The organism is Streptomyces sp. NBC_01017 (genome assembly GCF_045162795.1).
Classification (GTDB): domain Bacteria; phylum Actinomycetota; class Actinomycetes; order Streptomycetales; family Streptomycetaceae; genus Streptomyces; species Streptomyces machairae.
Genome location: NZ_CP108683.1, coordinates 10,464,785 through 10,482,729 on the forward strand (window position 1 = coordinate 10,464,785; position 17,945 = coordinate 10,482,729).

Annotated in this window: 15 protein-coding genes and 4 pseudogenes; 11 read left to right on the top strand and 8 right to left on the bottom strand. The window is 67.6% G+C overall.

Annotated features, from left to right (window positions below):
* The first annotated feature begins 394 nt into the window (after nt 1-394).
* Nucleotides 395-1,309, top strand: a complete 915-nt coding sequence (rapZ, locus tag OG331_RS47865) for an RNase adapter RapZ (protein ID WP_406191763.1) — start codon at nt 395-397, stop codon at nt 1,307-1,309.
* A gap of 104 nt (nt 1,310-1,413) precedes the next feature.
* On the opposite strand, the gene OG331_RS47870 is transcribed toward rapZ, so the two are convergent.
* Nucleotides 1,414-3,900 (bottom strand): hypothetical protein, encoded by a 2,487-nt coding sequence (locus OG331_RS47870; RefSeq protein ID WP_406191761.1) that lies wholly within the window; start codon nt 3,898-3,900, stop codon nt 1,414-1,416.
* Nucleotides 3,901-4,229: 329 nt separating this feature from the next.
* On the opposite strand from OG331_RS47870, the pseudogene OG331_RS47875 reads away from it, so the two are divergent.
* Nucleotides 4,230-4,566, top strand: a pseudogene (locus tag OG331_RS47875) (Mu transposase domain-containing protein); the annotation flags it as partial.
* Between the two features lie 92 nt (nt 4,567-4,658).
* On the top strand, nt 4,659-4,916 hold the full coding sequence (locus tag OG331_RS47880) for a hypothetical protein (RefSeq protein WP_406191759.1): 258 nt from the start codon (nt 4,659-4,661) through the stop codon (nt 4,914-4,916).
* 221 nt (nt 4,917-5,137) lie between these two features.
* On the opposite strand, the gene OG331_RS47885 is transcribed toward OG331_RS47880, so the two are convergent.
* The gene (locus OG331_RS47885; protein ID WP_406191757.1) at nt 5,138-5,587 is read right to left on the bottom strand and encodes a single-stranded DNA-binding protein; all 450 of its coding nucleotides are present in this window, start codon (nt 5,585-5,587) and stop codon (nt 5,138-5,140) included.
* Nucleotides 5,588-6,415: 828 nt separating this feature from the next.
* Nucleotides 6,416-7,897, bottom strand: coding sequence for a helix-turn-helix domain-containing protein (locus OG331_RS47890; protein WP_406191756.1), 1,482 nt, complete (start codon nt 7,895-7,897; stop codon nt 6,416-6,418).
* A gap of 566 nt (nt 7,898-8,463) precedes the next feature.
* Here OG331_RS47890 and OG331_RS47895 point away from each other — a divergent pair.
* Nucleotides 8,464-9,708 (top strand): IS256 family transposase, encoded by a 1,245-nt coding sequence (locus tag OG331_RS47895; protein ID WP_406191754.1) that lies wholly within the window; start codon nt 8,464-8,466, stop codon nt 9,706-9,708.
* Nucleotides 9,709-9,728: 20 nt separating this feature from the next.
* On the opposite strand, the pseudogene OG331_RS47900 reads toward OG331_RS47895, so the two are convergent.
* Nucleotides 9,729-9,815, bottom strand: a pseudogene (locus tag OG331_RS47900) (IS6 family transposase); the annotation flags it as partial.
* A gap of 132 nt (nt 9,816-9,947) precedes the next feature.
* Here OG331_RS47900 and OG331_RS47905 point away from each other — a divergent pair.
* The 5 genes and pseudogenes from OG331_RS47905 to OG331_RS47925 form a co-directional block, all read left to right on the top strand.
* Nucleotides 9,948-10,572 (top strand): annotated as a pseudogene (locus OG331_RS47905) (Mu transposase domain-containing protein); the annotation flags it as partial.
* 49 nt (nt 10,573-10,621) lie between these two features.
* Complete coding sequence (locus tag OG331_RS47910) at nt 10,622-10,768, top strand: hypothetical protein (RefSeq protein ID WP_406191752.1); 147 nt, start codon at nt 10,622-10,624, stop codon at nt 10,766-10,768.
* A 268-nt stretch (nt 10,769-11,036) separates the two neighbouring features.
* On the top strand, nt 11,037-11,507 hold the full coding sequence (locus OG331_RS47915) for a hypothetical protein (RefSeq protein ID WP_406191750.1): 471 nt from the start codon (nt 11,037-11,039) through the stop codon (nt 11,505-11,507).
* Between the two features lie 136 nt (nt 11,508-11,643).
* Nucleotides 11,644-11,799 (top strand): annotated as a pseudogene (locus OG331_RS47920) (hypothetical protein); the annotation flags it as partial.
* Nucleotides 11,800-12,224: 425 nt separating this feature from the next.
* Nucleotides 12,225-12,362 (top strand): hypothetical protein, encoded by a 138-nt coding sequence (locus tag OG331_RS47925; RefSeq protein WP_406191748.1) that lies wholly within the window; start codon nt 12,225-12,227, stop codon nt 12,360-12,362.
* Between the two features lie 103 nt (nt 12,363-12,465).
* On the opposite strand, the gene OG331_RS47930 is transcribed toward OG331_RS47925, so the two are convergent.
* Complete coding sequence (locus tag OG331_RS47930; RefSeq protein WP_406191746.1) at nt 12,466-15,015, bottom strand: hypothetical protein; 2,550 nt, start codon at nt 15,013-15,015, stop codon at nt 12,466-12,468.
* A gap of 432 nt (nt 15,016-15,447) precedes the next feature.
* Nucleotides 15,448-15,597: a hypothetical protein gene (locus tag OG331_RS47935; RefSeq protein WP_406191744.1), complete on the bottom strand. Its 150-nt coding sequence runs from the start codon at nt 15,595-15,597 to the stop codon at nt 15,448-15,450.
* Here OG331_RS47935 and OG331_RS47940 point away from each other — a divergent pair.
* Nucleotides 15,596-16,252 (top strand): hypothetical protein, encoded by a 657-nt coding sequence (locus OG331_RS47940; RefSeq protein ID WP_406191742.1) that lies wholly within the window; start codon nt 15,596-15,598, stop codon nt 16,250-16,252. The two genes, OG331_RS47935 and OG331_RS47940, sit on opposite strands and share 2 nt — an antisense overlap.
* A 24-nt stretch (nt 16,253-16,276) precedes the next feature.
* Here the strand turns inward: OG331_RS47940 and OG331_RS47945 are convergent, their stop codons facing one another.
* Nucleotides 16,277-16,414: a hypothetical protein gene (locus tag OG331_RS47945; RefSeq protein WP_406191740.1), complete on the bottom strand. Its 138-nt coding sequence runs from the start codon at nt 16,412-16,414 to the stop codon at nt 16,277-16,279.
* On the bottom strand, nt 16,386-17,249 hold the full coding sequence (locus OG331_RS47950; RefSeq protein WP_406191738.1) for a transposase: 864 nt from the start codon (nt 17,247-17,249) through the stop codon (nt 16,386-16,388). Before OG331_RS47950 ends, OG331_RS47945 begins: the two co-directional genes overlap by 29 nt.
* A gap of 376 nt (nt 17,250-17,625) precedes the next feature.
* Here OG331_RS47950 and OG331_RS47955 point away from each other — a divergent pair, with 376 nt between their 5' ends.
* Nucleotides 17,626-17,865, top strand: coding sequence for a hypothetical protein (locus OG331_RS47955; RefSeq protein WP_406191736.1), 240 nt, complete (start codon nt 17,626-17,628; stop codon nt 17,863-17,865).
* Nucleotides 17,866-17,945: the final 80 nt, after the last annotated feature.

Sequence of the window (17,945 nt, forward strand, 5' to 3'; positions counted from 1 at the left end):
CGTGCAAGAGCCTGCAGCGGTCCGCCGACAGGCACGCCGCAAGATGCCCGGAGCCCGCCCGTCGTTGTCCACGCAGCCCGCCCGGTCCCCTCAAGGTGCCGATGTCCGGTCGAGTCGGTGTGCTTGTTGAGCGGCCCGTTGGGGCGGTGTTCTTCCGGCTGGAAGGTGATGGGGTGAGCACCCCAAAGGGGCCTGCCTCGTTCACGTGTGGACCGGGTGCGTGTCCGGGGCGGGGCTGCGGTCCCGCAACCGATACCGGCCCCCCTGGTGCATCAGTTCCGAGGAGGCCAGGAGCAGCCGCCACGACCCAGCTGACGGCGGCTGACCCCGACACGGGCACGGACCCCGGGAACGCCGTGACCGCTGGGCCCGCAAAGAACGACGAGGGCACAAGATGACCGAGTGCGACCCGCAGCCCACAGCGCCGCGAGATCTGCAGACCATAGCGGCCCTCCCACAGCTGCTGTTCGTCTCCGGCATGTCCGGAGCGGGCCGTTCCACGGCGGCGAAGTGCCTGGAGGACCTCGGCTGGTTCGTCGTCGACAACCTGCCGCCCGCGCTGATCCTCACCATGGTGGAGCTGGGGGCCCGCTCCGGGGGGAACGTGGCGCGGATCGCGGTGGTCGTGGACGTACGCGGCCGCCGCTTCTTCGACGATCTACGCGAATGTCTCGCCGGCCTCGAGGCCAAGCACGTCACCCGGCGGATCGTCTTCCTGGAATCCTCCGACGAGGCCCTGGTACGCCGCTTCGAGTCGGTGCGCCGCCCGCACCCCCTCCAGGGCGACGGCCGTATCGTCGACGGCATCGCCGCCGAGCGCGAGCTGCTGCGCGAGCTGCGCGGCGACGCCGACCTGGTGATCGACACCTCCAGCCTCAACGTGCACGAACTGCGCGCCAAGATGGCCGCCCAGTTCGCCGGCGAGGAGGAACCCGAGCTGCGGGCCACCGTCATGTCCTTCGGCTTCAAGTACGGCCTGCCCATCGACGCCGACCTGGTCGTCGACATGCGCTTCCTGCCCAACCCGCACTGGGTGCCGCAGCTACGCCCGTACACCGGCCTCAACGAGGAGGTGTCGGCGTACGTCGCTGGCCAGCCCGGCGCGAAGGAATTCCTCGACCGCTACGCCGAGCTGCTCCAGCTCATCGCGGCCGGATACCGCCGTGAGGGCAAACGGTACGTGACCATCGCCATCGGCTGCACCGGCGGCAAGCACCGCTCGGTCGCCATGTCGGAGAAGCTCGCCGCCCGTCTCGCCTCCCAGGGAGTGGAGACGGTGGTCGTACACCGGGACATGGAATGCGAATGACGGAGCATCCTTGAGTGCAGGCCCAGCCGTTGGCCCCCGGTGAGAGGCCACGCAGCCACAGCCAATAGAGCGACACCCAACTACGCAAACCCCGGGACACGCCGTCAGCGGTATGTACCCGGATCGCGGAATATTCCCTGTGCTTCCAGCCGGCGCAGCTGTTTACGGATCTTGCCGGCGGTTCCTGCCAACCCCAGTTTCTCACCCAGCCTCTCGATCGCTCCCTGGATACCTTTGGGGCTTGTTGGCGCCCCATTTCCCGTTCTTGCAGCTGTACCGGCGATGATCTTCACCGTGTCATAGCTGAGGGCTGCGCCGAGCAGCCACCACTCCACCTCGGTGAGACTGTCCAAGGCGCCCTGCACGTCCTCGGCGGCCGGTAGGGGGGCGGGACCCGGCCTGTAGAGGTCGGGGTTTTGCAGTTCGCCGTTGTGCTCCATGGCGTGCAGCTGCTCGCGGATCTCCTGCGTAGTTCCCTGCAGACCGAGCTTGCCCCCCAGGACGTCGATTGCCTTCTCAATGCCTTGCGGTGACGTGGGTGCGCCGGCGGGTTTGGCCTGCTGGGCGATCTTCCGGAAATTGTCGGTGCTGAGGGCCGCGCTGAGCAGCCACTGTTGTATGGGGGTGAGACGGTTCAGGGTGGGCTGCATGTGCTGGGCGGCGGGTTGGGGGGCGGGAGCCGGTATGTAGAGGTCGGGGTTTTGCAGTTCGCCGTTGTGCTCCAGGGCTCGTAGCTGCTCGCGGATCTCCTGCGTAGTTCCCTGCAGACCGAGCTTGCCCCCCAGGACGCAGATCGCGTCCTTGATGCCGGACGCTGCGGTGGGTGCGCCGGCGGGTTTGGCCTGCTGGGCGATCTTCCGGGGATTGTCGGTGCTGAGGGCCGCGCTGAGCAGCCACTGTTGTATGGGGGTGAGACGGTTCAGGGTGGGCTGCATGTGCTGGGCGGCGGGTTGGGGGGCGGGAGCCGGTATGTAGAGGTCGGGGTTTTGCAGTTCGCCGTTGTGCTCCAGGGCTCGCAGCTGCTCGCGGATCTCCTGCGTAGTTCCCTGCAGACCGAGCTTGCCCCCCAGGACGCAGATCGCGGCCTGGATGCCGGTATCTGTGGTGGGTGCGCCGACAGCTTCGGCCTGCTGGGCGATCTCCCGAGGATTGTCGGTGCTCAGGGCCGCGCTGAGCAGCCACTGTTGTATGGGGGTGAGACGGTTCAGGGTGGGCTGCATGTGCTGGGCGGCGGGTTGGGGGGCGGGAGCCGGTATGTAGAGGTCGGGGTTTTGCAGTTCGCCGTTGTGCTCCAGGGCGTGCAGCTGTTTGCGGATCTCCTGCGTAGTTCCCTGCAGACCGAGCTTGCCCCCCAGGGCGCGGATCGCGCTCTCGATGCCGGTATCTGTGGTGGGTGCGCCGACAGCTTCGGCCTGCTGGGCGATCTCCCGGGAATTGTCGGTGCTCAGGGCCGCGCTGAGCAGCCATGGTTCGTAGTCCGGTTGCTTCCGTTGGCGTTTCCTGGTGGGGGTGGGCGGGGGCTGGGGAGCAACGGTTTGCTGCAGGTCGTGGTAGGCGGTTTCCGGGTCGGTGTATGTCCTGCCGAGCCGGTGGCGGGCGAGGGCGATGATGTAGTTTGCGACGTCGATCTGCTGGACGTGTGCCCTGCCGCTGATATCGGCCAGGGTTGTGTGCAGGGGCAGGCGCCGGGCGAGGCAGGCGTTCACCAGGGCCTCGTGGTCCGGCGCGGGTGCGGCAGCGGGCACCGGGCCCGGGGTCCCCTGTCCGGCGCCGGACGGGGCCTGTTCCTTTGCCACGATGGCCTTCCAGGCCTGGTCCCAGTCCAGGCCTTGCAGGCTGACGGAGGAGTTGTAGGCGATTCGGGCCAGTGAGTGCTGTACCCGTTCCCGGCTGAGGTCCCACTGGGCAAGGTAGGCGGCCAGAGCGTCGAAGGTCAGGGCCTGCAGCTGCGGGTCGCGGACGCACCCGAGCACAGCCGAATCGTCGCTCTGATCCCGGTCCCCGTCCTGGTTCTGGTAGACGGTGGTGGTGTGCCCGGTTGCGGGCGGGGGCGCGGTGGCCGGGTGCTGCTGCCCGGCGGCGGGTGTGCTGCTGGTGACGATGGCCTGCCACAGGCCGTCGGGGTCGGCGCCGGCGGTGGGAAGGCGCAACCGAGCGGCCAGCCTGAGCAGCCAGCCGTCGATTTCTTGCGTCTCGTACTGCCATTGCGTCATGACGCCGGCACAGACCTGCTGGTACGAATAGCGGGCGTAGCCGTAGTCGATACACCACTGCAGCAACTGGCGGTCGTCGCCGATACCGGCGCTGGTGTACGGGGCCGGGGCAGTGGTGGGCACCGCGGCGTAGGCGACGGCGGTCGGCGGCCCGGCCGCCGCGGCCGCCTCAGCCGCCAGATGTGCCACTACCAGGGAGGCCAGGTCCTCATTGCCCGCGACGGTGATCCCGTAACTGTCCGCGACCTCCTTCAGTACACGGAGCGCGTCATTTCCCAGCTGCTCCGTCACACCCTGGCCGGTCCAGACGTCCGGGTCGCCCAGCCCGTTCAGGGCATTCCACACCCGTTCCTGGGACGTCGCGCTCTGTCCGAACAAGGACTGTGCCCCAGGCGCCGGTGTGGGTACAGCTGCCTGCTGGGGCTGCCGGCCCGAAGAAGAGTCATCCGCGTCAATCCAGGAACCGTCATCGAGGTCGAATTCCCACGGGTTCCACTCTGTCATCGCGCCTCCAAGCCTTGTCCGCCCTCCGGCACATCCCACCGTAGGGGCGCACTCCTGCGGGCCCTGCGCACCTCCAGGCAGCAGGACATGCACCACCAGCTGCCTCACACACTGCCCCGCAGAGGGCTGAAGGGAAGTGTCATCCCTGAAACGGCGGGGCCGGTCAAGGCCTGGTCTTGTCCGGGTTCTTCCTGTCGAGCTTCGTCCGTGATCATGTGCCGGCAGGCCGGGCCTTCTCCTCCATCGAGGAGATGAATGCCGCCTTCGCGGCCTGGGTGCCGCTGCGGCGGAGGCTCTGCGTCCGTTGCCGAAGTCCCCCTATGTGGTTGCCCAGCGGCATCTGCGTCACGTCGGAGGGGACTGCTTGGTCGCCTTCGACGCGAACCTCTACTCGGTGCCCGCCCGCAAGGTCCGCCCCCGCCGGCTGGTCGGGATCAGGGCCACGAAGTCTCAGGTCACACTGCGCTCCACCGTCGCTGACGCCGTTGCCGGACGTTGCTGGCCGTCCACTCGCGGGCGCTCGGCCGTGGAGCCCGCGTGGATACCCAGTCGGTCAAGGGCGCCTCCACCGTCGGCCGCAACAGTCGCGGCTACGACGCCTCGAAGAAAATGGCCGCAAGCGACATATCACCGTGGACACGCTCGGTCTGCCCATGATGATCACGGTGATGCCCGCCGACCTCCAAGACCGCGACGCCACCCGCGACACCTTCTGGCGGCTGCGTCTCACCCAGCCGCAGATCACCCAGGTCTGGGCCGACCGCGGCTACGCCGGCGAACTCGCGGACCGGGCCCGCAAACGCCTCTGGCTCACCTTGCGCATCGTCTCCCGCCCCAAGGGCGCCAAGGGTACGTCGTGCTGCCGCGCCGCTAGAAAATCGAATGCATGATCGACTGGTGCATGAACAGCCGCATCGTGCGCGACTACGAACGCCTCCCGCAGCACAGCGAAGCCCACCTGAACTGGGCACTCATCAGCATGATGACCCGGCGCCTGACCGGGAAAAGCCCCGCGCCAGCCAGTGGACGAAAGAGCCAGGCCCAGCAACAACTGACGCGCTCGTCCCAATTCTTCTGCACGTCGCGGTTCACGTTCACGGGCGGCGACCACTCAGAACGGGTGCGAGTCCCCCTCGGCGCTGGGCTGTTGAGGCTGCTGACGCGGCGCCGGCGCGGATGCCCCACTCCCGCCAGGCCGATAGGTCTTGCTGACCGACACGGTCGCATACGCAAGGGAGACCGCGATGTCTTCGGCATCCATCTCGACGACCGTGCGGCGCTGTCCCTCGTTGTCGTCGAAGGTCCGCTGCTTGAGTCGTCCGCTGACGATGACACGCGTGCCCTTGGTCAGCGACCCGGCAGCGTTCTCGGCGGCCTGCCGCCACAGCGAACACCGCAGGAACAGCGGTTCACCATCTACCCACTCCGCCCGCTCACGGTCATACGTCCGCGGCGTGGACGCCACCGTGAAACCGGCCACTGGAATCCCTGAAGCGGTGAACCGAAGTTCCGGGTCCGCAGTCAAGTTCCCCACAATCGTCGCCAGCGTCTCGCCCGCCACTGCCCATCACTCCCGCCGGATCGTCCAAAACCTCCGCCCACAGTAGCCCGTCGCCCCGACACTCCGGCGCCCGAACTCAGGCCATGAACAGCCGCTTTCAAGTATTCAGGAAGTAAAATATCTACTGAACACCGGCAGGAAACGTGACACCTGATTCCCGGACTCACCGACAAACCCAGGAGCCCCGAACCACAGGCCGCCCCGGCCCCGTCACGCCCTCAGCCGGCACCCTCACCACCTCTTCAGCATCCGCTACGAAGGATGGCCTGAGAAAAGAAGGTCCCACACTTGCTCGCGGAGCTTACGCTCCGCCTCAGTCGGCTGTTGGCCGCCCGTGAGAGCCTCAATCCACTGCCGCGCGAAAATCCTGAACATCCCCACTCCCGCAGTAGTCGAGAAGGATGTCCAGCTCATCGGCGTCAGCATCGGACCAGGTCTCCACGTCTCCCGTTACACGGCTCTTGCCACTCCGATCACCAGGCCACAGACGCCACTGTGGTCCATCAGCACCATGTCCAGAAGTCAGTCCTACAACCAACTCCCTTTCACGTTCAGGACACAACCCACCAGCCCACCCGGCAGCACGAACGCGCGATGAGAGTCCGCGACAAGTTCGCCCCCCGCTGCCGGTCCTTTCACGGCAGATCAGCTGCGCCGACCAGGCACTGAAGTCGACCACTCCCGGGTGGCCGTCCAGCGGACCCGGCCGACGTCTACTGTGCCGGTCTCCGGCACAGTAGACGTCGGCACGGGCCCGGTGGCCTGCCTCCGGTGGCCATGGTGGTCCGGATCTCCATGTTCGTCCGCAGGGCAGACAGGGCTATCAGTTCAGTCGGTCCACGAAATCTTCCGCCCCGTTGCCTTCTGGTAGAGCCGGCGCAGCTCCGTGCGGACGCTTTCCTTGTCTTGCAGTCCTGCCGTCAGGAAGTTGATCCACTTGTTAACTTTCTCCTGGCTCTCTACTGCAGGTTCCTTGCTCCCGTGCTCCCAATTCGCAATCGTTGCGTGCGATACGCCGACTGCAGCCGCGACATTTGTTAGGCGGAATTTCCCCTCTCCGCGGAGTTGACGCATCCGTTCCCGGAATGCCAGCATTGCGGGATCCCTGCCGCCTTCCCCGCCTTGGTATATTTCATTATAGAGCGTTTGAAGCTTTTCTTGAATTTTTGGGTTGCCTGTCACCGCCTGGATCCAGCGGCGTGCCCTGTCCGGATCGATGTAGCTGCCGGACTCGCCTCTCCAAATAAAATTCTGTGTGACACCGAACCTGTCTGCAATCTGCTGCTGCGTCAGGTTTGCGCGCAGTTCCTTCATTGTCTGGCTGAAAGCGTTTTCGCCAACGGCGCGTTGGCGTTGGCGTTGGCGTTTACGTTGGTTGTCTTTTTGTTCAGTGAAGTTAGGGTCTGGTGCGGGTTGTTTCCGCTTCCCGGGCCTTGATTGTCCGCTCGAGGATGGTGGAGCCGGGTGGGGTGTGGGCTGGTTTCGGGAGTGCTGCTGTTGGGTCTGGGGGTCGGGGGTCCAGGTGTATGTGGGTTGCTGGGGCTGGTTTTGGGTTTGCTGTTGCTGGTCGGCGAGGGCCCACTGGGTTGATTGCCAGGCGTAGGCGATTTGTGCATCGAGGGTTATGGAAGCGTCGGCTCGCTGGCGGTTGTATTGCCGCAGGTATGCGATCCGTCCGCGGGAAGACTCCCAGGCAGCGGTCCACCAGGCTGCGGGGTCGTCGTCGATTTCTTCCTCCTCCAGGAGTTGCGCCAGGCCGTCGGTGATGGTGTCCCATGTGGGTTGCTGGTCCATCAGGGCAACCCACGTGTCGAGCATGCGGATGAGGGCACCTTCGTCCATCTGTGACCAGGCGTGTGTGGCGGGGGGGTGGACGGGCGGGGCCGCGGCTGGTGCGGGTTGTGGGGGCGGATCGGGTGTCCAGACGTAGCCGGCTCCCTGGATCTGCTGTTGCTGTTGCGGGGCGGATACGGGTCCGGCTGCGGGGCGGGCGGCCGGCTGGTAGACGGCGTTGTACCACGTGTAGTAGGCGCCGACGAGATCGTCCCAGGCATCCTCGGCCCCATCGGCAGTAATGGGGCGGTTGCCGCACAGATTCGCCACGGTGGGAGAACTCCCGTACATCTGGCACAGCCACAGCTCATGATCGAGGTAGCCGTCGTTGTAGTGGGTCTGGAGCTGGTGGCCAAGCCATTGGAGATCAGGGTTTTGAAGGGTGGTGGACTGGAAGAGGATCGCCTGGAGGATGTTTTCCTCCTCGTTGCCGGCCTGCCCGGCGCTGCTGGCGGCAGGAGGGGGGTAGTTCTCCATTGTGTCTGTTCCGTTCTCCTGGCCCCGCCCCCCTTTTTTTCTGTGTCCCGGGCTGCGGGCTGCGGGCTGCGGGCTGGGGGAAGGACGGGAAGCGGAGGCGCTGTTCGGCCCTTTGCGGAGCAGGGGGCCGGTTGTCCTGCACCGCATTGTGCGGTCCGTGACCGTATCCGGCCCTGCCCTGGGGGGCAGGGGGCAGGGACGGCGGACCCTCCCAGGAGGGTGCTGCTGTTGTCGGGGGCGTGATCGGCTGGGGGTGTGACCGGGGGCGGGGCGGCCTGTGGTTCAGGTCGTGGCGGGCAGGCTCGTGCCGGCCGGTGATGTGGTTCCAGACGGTGAAGCGGATCATCATGTCGAGGCGGTGGCGGCCGGCGGCCGCCAGGTGGCGGTGGGGGTGGAAGTGGGGTGAGATCCCGGTGAACGCGGGATGGCGTCCCTTGTTGTGGTGTAGCCGATCAATGTGAGGGTGTGCGCCTGGGGGCGTACGGCCGCCTGGATTGCGCTCCCTGCCTGGCAGACGGCCACCATGCAATTCTCCCTGGTAGAAGGCCAATTCGACCAGGAGGTGCATGGTGGCCCTGTCCCAGCATGACTTACTTCGGCTGCTGGAGTCACTGCGTTCGGCGGACGGGCTCGAACTCGTCCGTTCCGTGGCCGAGCGGATGCTGCAGGAGCTGATCGAGGCCGAGGCGACGTCGAGGATCGGTGCGCAGTGGAACGAGCAGACCGAGACACGCACCGCGCTGCGCAATGGGCACCGCGACAAGACGCTGACCACGCAGGCCGGTGACCTGGACCTGGCGATACCTAAGCTACGCGCGGGCAGCTTCTTCCCGAGCCTGCTGGAACGACGCCGCCGCATCGACCAGGCCCTCTTCGCGGTCATCATGGAGGCGTACGTTCACGGCGTGTCCACACGATCGGTCGACGAGCTGGTCAAGGCGCTTGGTGCGGACAGCGGGATCTCCAAGAGCGAGGTCTCCCGGATCTGCTCCGACCTGGACATTCAGCTGACGGCGTTCCGTGGCCGGCCCCTGGACCACGTCCGCTTCCCCTACATCTACCTGGACGCCACCTACTGCAAGGCGCGGGTCGCCCACCAGATCGTCTCGCGTGCCGTGGTGATCGCCACCGGCATCACCGAGGACGGCGGCCGCGAGGTACTGGGCGTGATGGTCGGCGACAGCGAGACCGAAGTGTTCTGGACCCAGTTCCTGCGTTCCTTGCGTGAACGCGGCCTGGGCGGTGTCCGGCTCGTGCTCGGTGACCACCACGCGGGCCTGGTCAAGGCGATCCGCAAGGTCATGCTCGGCGCGGCCTACCAGCGCTGCCGGGTCCATTTCCTGCGCAACGTGTTCAGCGTGATCAGCAAGGACTCAGCGGAGATGGTTGCTGCGACCATTCGCACCATCTTCGCCCAGCCCACCGCCGATGCGGTCCGCACCCAGCTGGACACCGTCGCCGACATGCTCGGCACACAGTTCCCCAAGGTCAAGGAGATGCTGCTGGAGGCGAAGAGCGACCTGACCGCCTTCGCCGTATTCCCCGAACGACATTGGAAGAAGATCCAGTCCACCAACCCGCTGGAGCGGATCAACCGCGAAATCAAACGCCGCACCGACGTCGTCCAGGTCTTCCCGAACGACGACGCACTCCTGCGACTGGTCACCGCCGTGCTCTTCGAACTCCACGACGAATGGATCGCCTTCCCCCGCCGCTACCTGCCCGAGGGAAGCATGGACACGATCTACCCCGCCGAGCGCCCCGAAAGCGCCCCCGCACTACCCAACACCACCAACACGACCACCGGATGATCGGCTACACCACAAGAAGGGACACGACCGAACGCGGACAGGGACCGTTGTGCTGATCCGACGGACCGGAAGCCTTTCATCGCGCGTTCACGCTGCCGGGGGTGCTGTCACATGGGGAACGCGGGCGTCTGAGAGGGCATTTGATCTAGGCGGCGAGGAGGGGTGAAGGGAAGTGTCACCACTGAAACGGCGGGGCCGGTCAAGGCCTGGTCTTGTCCGGGTTCTTCCTGTCGGGTTTCGTCCGTGATCATGTGCCGGCAGGCCGGGCCTTCTCCTCCGTCAAGGAGGTGAATGCCGCCTTCGCGGCCTGGGTGCCGCTGCGGCGGGCGAAGGTCCACCGCACCTACGGTGAGGTCATCGGACACCGGGCCGCGCGCGACCAGACGGCTCTGCGTGGGTTGCCGAAGTCCCCCTATGTGGCTGCCCAGCGGCACCTGCGTCACGTCGGAGGGGACTGCTTGGTCGCCTTCGACGCGAACCTCTACTCGGTGCCCGCCCGCAAGGTCCGCCCCCGCCGGCTGGTCGGGATCAGGGCCACGAAGTCTCAGGTCATACTGCGCTCCACCGTCGCTGACGTTGCTGGCCGTCCACTCGCGGGCGCTCGGCCGTGGAGCCCACATCATGGACGAATCGCACTGGGATGGCCTGCCCACCGGCGCCGGCCGCCGGGTCACCACCGGCGACTCTCTGCCTTCGCCCGGCCGCGGCCAGCCGGTCGGATCGGGAACCGGACCGCTGCAAGTTCTGCTGAACCGAACCGCAGCCGCACGTGTCGGGGTCGGCCGGCGTCCGCTGTCCGTCTATGACGAGCTGACCGGCACCCGTCCCTTCACCGCCAACTCCCGCAGCAAGGACGTCCGTTGAGTGTCCGGCCGAAGACGCCACGGCAACCGCCGGCTCGGGTGCCGCGGCCATGGCCGCCTCCCGCACCAAGGAGAAGACCTGCCTCGGAGCCCGCTATCACCGGCTCGTACCCCGCCCGGGCAGGAAGAAGGCCCTCGTCGCTCTCGAATACCCGGTCCCGGCCGCGGACAACATGCTCGCTGACGGCGTCGCCTAGCACGACCTCGGGCGGCGGCCACTACGCCGAGCACGCCCCCGAGCGAGCCATGCGCCGCATCACCCCGTCAGGCCAGCGCCCCCGGCTTCACCGTCCACTTCGATCCCATCGAGGCCGCCGGAACACACCCCACCGATCACCCCACGGACCTGGGTCATCCTTCACTTTTTGGACCAGACCCGCTCGGAGAGGCATGTTGTCCCTTTGTGCCTGAACGGGAAACCTGCCGGGGAACCCGGAACTGGTGTCCAGGTGACAGCATCGGTACATGACGTGGTGGACGAAAGAGAACTATGCGGGAGAGATCGCTGCTCCGCCCGGGGCCCGGGAGTACTTTCGCGAGCTGAGCCTGCGCGGCCCGGAGCGTATCCCGCTGGGTGCCAGTCAAATGTTCGGAGTGGACGGCGATTGGATCGACGTTTTGCAGGACGTGGTCGTCGTCGAATTTCTGCTGCGTACGGCGAGAGACGCGACGACCGAGGGGACCGCGGAAGACGAATCAGTCACCTGCAAGATGCGGCTCTGGGACGTGCTCAACTCCTCCTCGGTCACCTCCGATGGGTCCGACGAGTTCACTGTCCGATTCGAAGCGGGGGAGAGCGGAAGGAAATGCCTGGTCATCCGAAACTTCGATCAGGTATCCCGACGGCGTGATACCCGTGCGCCCCGGTGTCTGTACAGCATTTGGCTGGAATCCAAGGACGAAAACGCGGAGGTGTGGGTCTCTCTGTACGCCTGACGGCCCGGGGCGCGGACCGCGTCGTGATCAACCCCTTTTCAGTTGGAGATCGGCGGGTCCGCAATAGTTCGGCGCTCGGCTGATGGGGGTGGAGGCCGTCCGGCCGGTGAGGCGCCTCTTCGCGGACAGGGACCCCATGCGGGACCACGGCCGCCGTGATCGCCGCCATCGGCGACGCCAGAGGTTTCCCCACCGCTGGACACCTCGCCCCTACACCGGACTCGCCCCCGCGACGAAGTCCTCGGGGACCTCCATCCGCGGCGGGGACGCACCCCATCGCGGTAACCGCCTGCTCGAACGCGCCCTGTTCCGGACCGTGTTCGCCGCGATCGGCTGCACCAGCGCCCTGTCCGCCCGGGTAACTGGAGTTCACGCGGGTTCCTGGAGACGTACCGCGGTCACATCAACGCACGTACGCAGGTGGGCACCCTGCACCGGCGAATCAGCGAGCGCCCGAAGTTCTCGCACTCACTGGCAGATTCCGCGAGTGGAGCCGGGAACTTGCCGAGGAGAGCGGGAATCCAGAACCTGCGCATCAGGCAATCCACGCCTCGCCGTGTCGATACCGATCCAACCCCCAGCGGAGGAAGAACGGCAACCCCAAGGGCGCGCCGGCCAAGTCCCGCCGGCCACGGACCGTGCCGGTCACCGCCGACCTGGTCGCCCCGTACACCGACTACCTACGAGTGCCACACCGCCGGCGCGGACGGCGGCGACATGGACTTCGTCCATCTCTTCCGCCCGCCGGTGGGCCGGCCGATGTCCTCCCTCAACATCAAGGGCGTGCTCGACCGCCTGGCTCGCGCCGCCGACCACCCCTTTTGCGCCTCCACATGCTGCGCCACTCCGCCGTGACCACGTGGCTGCGCGGCGCAGTGGGCCGGGCTCGGGCACTGCCGAGTGGGTCTGTCCAGGACCGTACAGACCCCAGGCCTGGGTTCACGCCCCGGCAGGGTTGTCAGTTCTGGTTGCGGGCGGTGTTGATGCGGTCGCGGAGGCGTTGGATGGTGGCCAGAACCCCGGCGCCGGTGTCGTTGAGTCCGAGCGCATTCCCCAGTTTTTTCAGCGCATTGTATACGGGGTGGACGGTTGTGTATCCGAGGGCGGTCTGTACTCCGGGGATGGTGGCGTTGTCGAGGGCTGCTTGGAGGGTGCGTCGGTGGAGGGGGTTGGTGAGGGTGAGGGTGTTGTTCACGGTGGTGTCGTCGGTGTGGAGGGTGTCGGCGAGGTTGCGTTCGGTGGTGTCGTAGGTGCCGGGGTCGGTGATCCGGTCTTTGAGTGAATGGATCTTCAGGCGGACCTGGTTGGGGGTCAGCTTCAGCCCCAGTTCCCGCCCCAGGTCCCGCCCCAGGTCCCGCAGCATTTTTTCGATGCCCGTTCGGGTGTACGTGGCCGTGCCGCGTGTCCGGGTGCGCTGGAGGGTGCGGGTGATGGTGTCGATGTTCTCGCCGCTGAGGGCGGCGCTGAGGATGAGGCGCAGGCGGTCGTCAGTCCCCACCGCGAGTCGGTTGGCGCGTTCGGCGATCGTTGCGTCGTCGAGGAGAGCGGTGTCGAGGTCGCGGTCGGCGGTGGTGTAGAGGCCGGGGTCGTTGATGGCGCCCGGCTTTGAGCGCTGCAGCTCGAGGAGCTTGGCGCGCATGGTGTCGGGTGTGTAGTGAGCGGGCATGCCGAGCGCGCGGCTCAGCCGGTCCAGGCCTCTGTCGACAGAGGCCGCGTTTTTGGGGGTGCCGTTCGCCCGCAGGGTCCGGGTGATCTGCGGGGCGCTGTCGCCGTGGAGGACGGCGGAGAGGTACCACCGGTGCGGGCTGGCGGGGTCGGCGGCGATGGCGTTGGCCCGGGCGATGTAGGTGGCGTCGTTCTCGTGCACGGCGTGGAGGGCTTCGTAATGGGCGCCGTGGTAGGTGCCAGGGTCCTGGATGCCTAGCACGCGCAGGTCGTTGAGCAGCGTCTCGGGTGCGGTGCTGAGGCCGAGCGCCTCCCCCACTGTCTGGATCGTCGTAGCCACCGTGTGTGCGGGGGCGGCGGTGTCGGTCGCTTCCGGACCGGTGTAGTAGATGCGGTAGGTGCCGATCTGGGCGGGATCGTGGCCGTGGAGGAGGCCGCTGACGATCCACCGCTGGTAGTCGCTCAGGCGGTCCAGGCGGTCCTGGACGGCCTGGGCGTCGACGGTGGCGAGGTCGACGGCGGGGGCGGAGCCGCTGCCGGTGCGCCGGCGTTTGGGTGCGGGCGGGCCGGTGTCCGGCCCGGTCGCCGGCGCCGGGTGCTGTGGGATGTTCCGTGCCGGGATCTGTGGCAGGGCCGGCGGGGGCGCGGGTGTGGGGGGTTGTGTGGGGTTGGTGAGGTAGGTGAGCCAGGCGGTGGCGTTGTCGGCTGGGGTGGGGGCGTTGTCGGGGTGGGTGTTGATGATGGTGTGGGCGGTGGAGGAGTAGCGGCGGGCGTTGTGGATCCAGGGGCCGGCTTTGGCGGGGGGAGGCTGGAGGCGGGCGGTGAGGTAGGTGTGGAGGGTTTTCAGGGTGGGTGCCGGGCGGGGGCCGCCGGGCTGGGGGTGGCTGTAGGGCTGGAGGAAGTCCTGCAGGGTCTGCTCGTCCGCGTCGGTCCACCGGCTGGCGCGCAGCAGGGTCCAGGCCTGGTACAGGTAGGCGGGGAGGTCTTCGGTGCTGGTGGGGGCGGGCAGGCCGGCGGAGGTGGCGGCGGGTACCAGTTGTTCGGTGACGAAGGTGGAGTTGCGGAAGGCTCCGGCCAGCCACGTGCGGGTGTCTGCGGGCCGCGGGCCGTCGCCGGCGGCTGCGTAGTGTGCGTCGAGATGCTCCTGCAGCCCGTCCAGGGTGGGCTCGGCCAGGCCGAGGTCGAGGTCGGCGCCGTTCAGGAAGCTGAGCAGGATTTCCTTGTCCCGTGTCGACCACTGCCACGGCGCAGCGGCCTCCCGCGCGGGTGCGTCGGCCATGACCTGGTCGTCCGCACCGTCGCCCCGGCCGCCGGCGGGCATGTCATCGGCGGCGGGTGTGCTGCTGGCGACGATGGCCTGCCACAGGCCGTCGGCGTCGACGCCGACGGTGGAAAGGCCGAACCGAGCGGCCAGCCCGAGCAGCCAGCCGTCGATTTCTTGCGTCTCGTACTGCCATTGCGCCATGACGCCGGCACGAACCTGCTGGTACGGAGAGCGGGCGTAGCCGTAGTCGATGCACCACTGCAGCAACTGGCGGTCGTCGCCGATACCGGCACTGGTGTACGGGGGCGGGGCAGTGGTCGGCGGCGGGGTGTAGGGGTTGTTGGTCGGCGGCCCGGCCGCCGCGGCCGCCTGAGCCGCTAGATGTGCCACTACCACAGAGGCCAGGTCCTCATTGCCCGCGGCGGTGATCCCGTAACTGTCCGCGACGTCCCTCAGTACACGGAGCGCGTCATTTCCCAGCTGCTCCGTCACACCCTGGCCGGTCCATTCTTCCACCGCACCCAGCTCGTTCAGGGCATTCCACAGCTGCTCCTCGGACGTCGCGCTCTGTCCGAACAAGGACTGCGCCCCAGGCACCGGTGTGCGTACACCTGCCTGCTGGTCCTGGCGGCCCGAAGCAGAGTTATCCGTGTCATTCCAGAAACCGGAATCATCCGCGGGGTCCCACGGCCACTCTGTCATCGCGTCTCCAAGCCTTGCCCCACCCTCCGGCACATTTCTCACCGTAGGGCCGCCCCCCTGCGGGCCCTTCGCACCTCCAGGCAGCAGGACATGCACCACCAGCTGCCTCGCACACTGCCCTGCAGAGGGCACCGTCACGTGGTCGAGGGCCTCGGCCAGGGTTGTCAGAGTGCGGAACGTGAGGTCTTGTCCGTTTCGTGGTTGAGGCTGGGGAGGGATTGCTGGTCGCGAGTGGGAGTCCTCAGGTGTTGGGGCGGGCGAACAAGCCAGGTTCGGGTTCGTTGAGGATGCCCCGGCTGACCAGGCGTTTCAGTTCGGGAGGATTGGCAGGTCGAGGGCCCGGCAGAGGTCGCGGGCGCGCATCGGCCGGCCCGCGTCGGCCAGGGCGGTGAGGATCTGCTGGTAGGCGGGGTGGTCCGGGATGTCGGGGCGGTCCGGCCCGGGGGCGGATGAGGGCATGGCAAGGGTGAGAGACCGGACTGCCGTCGGACGGAAAAGGCCGGCCCTCCTCCACGTGGAGCGGTCCCGGCACCATGGTCCGGCCATCCCAAACAGCAGCCCGCTGCTGGTCGACGTCACGATCACCTGGGCCGGAGGATTCGAGACCCACAGCCGGGCGGTGCGACCGGTCCTGCGCTACGACCAGCTGTCGTACTTCCCGCACCTGCTGCAGCGGCTGACCGATCTGGCCGGTCAGGGGCTGAACGTCGGCCAGATCACCGCACGGCTCAACGCCGAAGGGCTGCGGCCGCCCAAACGCACCACCCGCTTCACCACCGAGCAGGTCGGCAATCTGTTGATCCGCCACGACATCCGCGTCCCCGGGCACCGCCGCACCCCCGCCCCGGACCTGCCTACGGACCAGTGGACCGTCAAGACGCTCGCGGCGGAGCTCGACCTGCCCATCAACACCGTCTACTCCTGGATCTACCGCGGCTGGATCACCTCGGAAAGGCGCCCCGGCCTGCGATTCCGGATCATCCGAGCAGATGCCGCAGAGATCCAGCGGCTCCGCGCACTGCGCGACCTGCCCCGCGGCCATCACACAAAAACCCGCTGGCAGGCCCCGGTCCCACCCGAACCCCACAACGACACCGAGAGGCAAGAGCCATGAAAGACCATCCCGATATGGGGAGCACTACGGGTGGCACACCTCGACCATCCACCGCTGACCCGCGGTGATCACCAGCTCGGCCAGAGTGCCGGGGGTGTGGTGGCACAGGAAGTAGGCCACCTCGCGGACGAGTTCACCGTTGTTGTTCTTCTTGTTCGGCACGGTGGAGCGGCGGATCAACAGGGTCCGTGCCAGGCCGTGAGGGGTATCGGCCAGGGCGACGACGGCGAAGTCGTAGGCGCGCGGTCCCTTGGCCCCGTCCGCGCAACTGCGGCGCTCCATCAGTGTCCCGGGAAGCCTCGCTCACAGCTGCCGCGCCTGATGGGCAGGGCCGTCTGCCAGCGGCAGCACCTCGTTCTTCGGGATCGCCATCACGCAGCGGACCTGGTGTTCTTTTGAGCCAGGCGCGCAGGGCGCGCGAGCCGCCGTAAAGCTCGTCGGCCAGGAAGTAGCTGAAGGGCACCCCGGCCTCGAGCGCACGCTCGACCATGCGCCGGGCCGGCTCCGGTTTGGTGACAACGGCGCGGGCCCGCTCCTGGGGTATCGAGGCCTCCTCGCAGCGCCGACGGTGTTCCTCACCGCGGCCGGCCCAGTGCTGCCCGGCATACAGCTCCCGGTCGATGATCGCCCGCCCGCGCGAGGATCCGTAGGACAGGTGCACGCTGACCTGGGCGTTCTCGACCTGCCTGGTGACACCTGTGTACTGGCGGTCCACCCCCGCACTCTTGGTGCCCTTCTTGATGTCACCGGTCTCGTCCGCGATCAGCACCGCGTCCTCCGCCTGCAGCGAGTCCACCACGAACTCCCGCACCCGGTCGCGCAGTTCGTCGGCGTCCCAGGCGGCCCGGGCCAGGAAGTCGGGCAACCGGTCCAACAAGGCATGCCCGGCCGCCTCCGCGACCTGCCCCATGTTCTTGCGCGGCACATCCGACAGCAGCCCGCGCACCATCGCCCGCAGATTCTCCCGCGACGCCGGCCGACGGAATACATCGTCCACCGACACGCACAACGCCTCCAGGTCCGCCTCCCAGCACCTCCGCGGTCAGCTCATCACGCCGGACCAGACCCGACGGCAGCAACAGCCCCATACACCAGCAACGAGTCCGATCATCATCACGTCACGTGAACAACCGGCTGTAGTACCGGGCGAGGAGCCGGGTCTCTCGGGGGATGAACGGGCGCGGCTAGGCCCGAGCAGGAACGCGAGCTGAGTGAACTGCAGCAGAAGGCCGCTTCCTGGGAAAAAGGTCGCGGCGTCCTGTGCCGAGGAGTGCATCAATTTGCGCGGCCCGACGGCCGGAAAAGAGCCGGCGGGAGCCGCAGTTCGTGGCGGTGTGCATGTGGTGCGGCCGTCGTCGTCCAGGAGCAGGATCGTGACGGGCCAGGGCCAGGGCCAGGGGCGGGGCCAGGGCCAGGGGCGGGGGCCGGGGGACCGGGGAGGGCGGGTCACCGAGCCGGGGGAGTACGTGGCCGACCCGGATGACGTCAACGATGGTACCTGGCTCGACTCGGGTGAGCGGCTGGGCATGTCCACCGGCGTCGGCTGCGCTCGCGGAGCCGGGGGCGCCAGGAGGACGGGTGGCCGATCGGCCGTCCCCGCCATGCGCCACTGATCGGGCCCGGCGCCGTTTCGACCGGCCTGCACCGGCCCGGTGCTGCTTGGACGGGCCTGCAGCTGGATCGCCTGGCGTGG

Bases quoted from the DNA above. Each gene is read 5' to 3' on its own strand.
- OG331_RS47910 (WP_406191752.1), top strand. From the start codon at position 10,622: ATGGCCGCCTCCCGCACCAAGGAGAAGACCTGCCTCGGAGCCCGCTAT.
- OG331_RS47940 (WP_406191742.1), top strand. From the start codon at position 15,596: ATGGCAAGGGTGAGAGACCGGACTGCCGTCGGACGGAAAAGGCCGGCC.
- OG331_RS47915 (WP_406191750.1), top strand. From the start codon at position 11,037: ATGACGTGGTGGACGAAAGAGAACTATGCGGGAGAGATCGCTGCTCCG.
- OG331_RS47890 (WP_406191756.1), bottom strand. From the start codon at position 7,897: ATGGAGAACTACCCCCCTCCTGCCGCCAGCAGCGCCGGGCAGGCCGGC.
- OG331_RS47935 (WP_406191744.1), bottom strand. From the start codon at position 15,597: ATGCCCTCATCCGCCCCCGGGCCGGACCGCCCCGACATCCCGGACCAC.
- OG331_RS47925 (WP_406191748.1), top strand. From the start codon at position 12,225: ATGGACTTCGTCCATCTCTTCCGCCCGCCGGTGGGCCGGCCGATGTCC.
- rapZ (WP_406191763.1), top strand. From the start codon at position 395: ATGACCGAGTGCGACCCGCAGCCCACAGCGCCGCGAGATCTGCAGACC.
- OG331_RS47895 (WP_406191754.1), top strand. From the start codon at position 8,464: ATGGTGGCCCTGTCCCAGCATGACTTACTTCGGCTGCTGGAGTCACTG.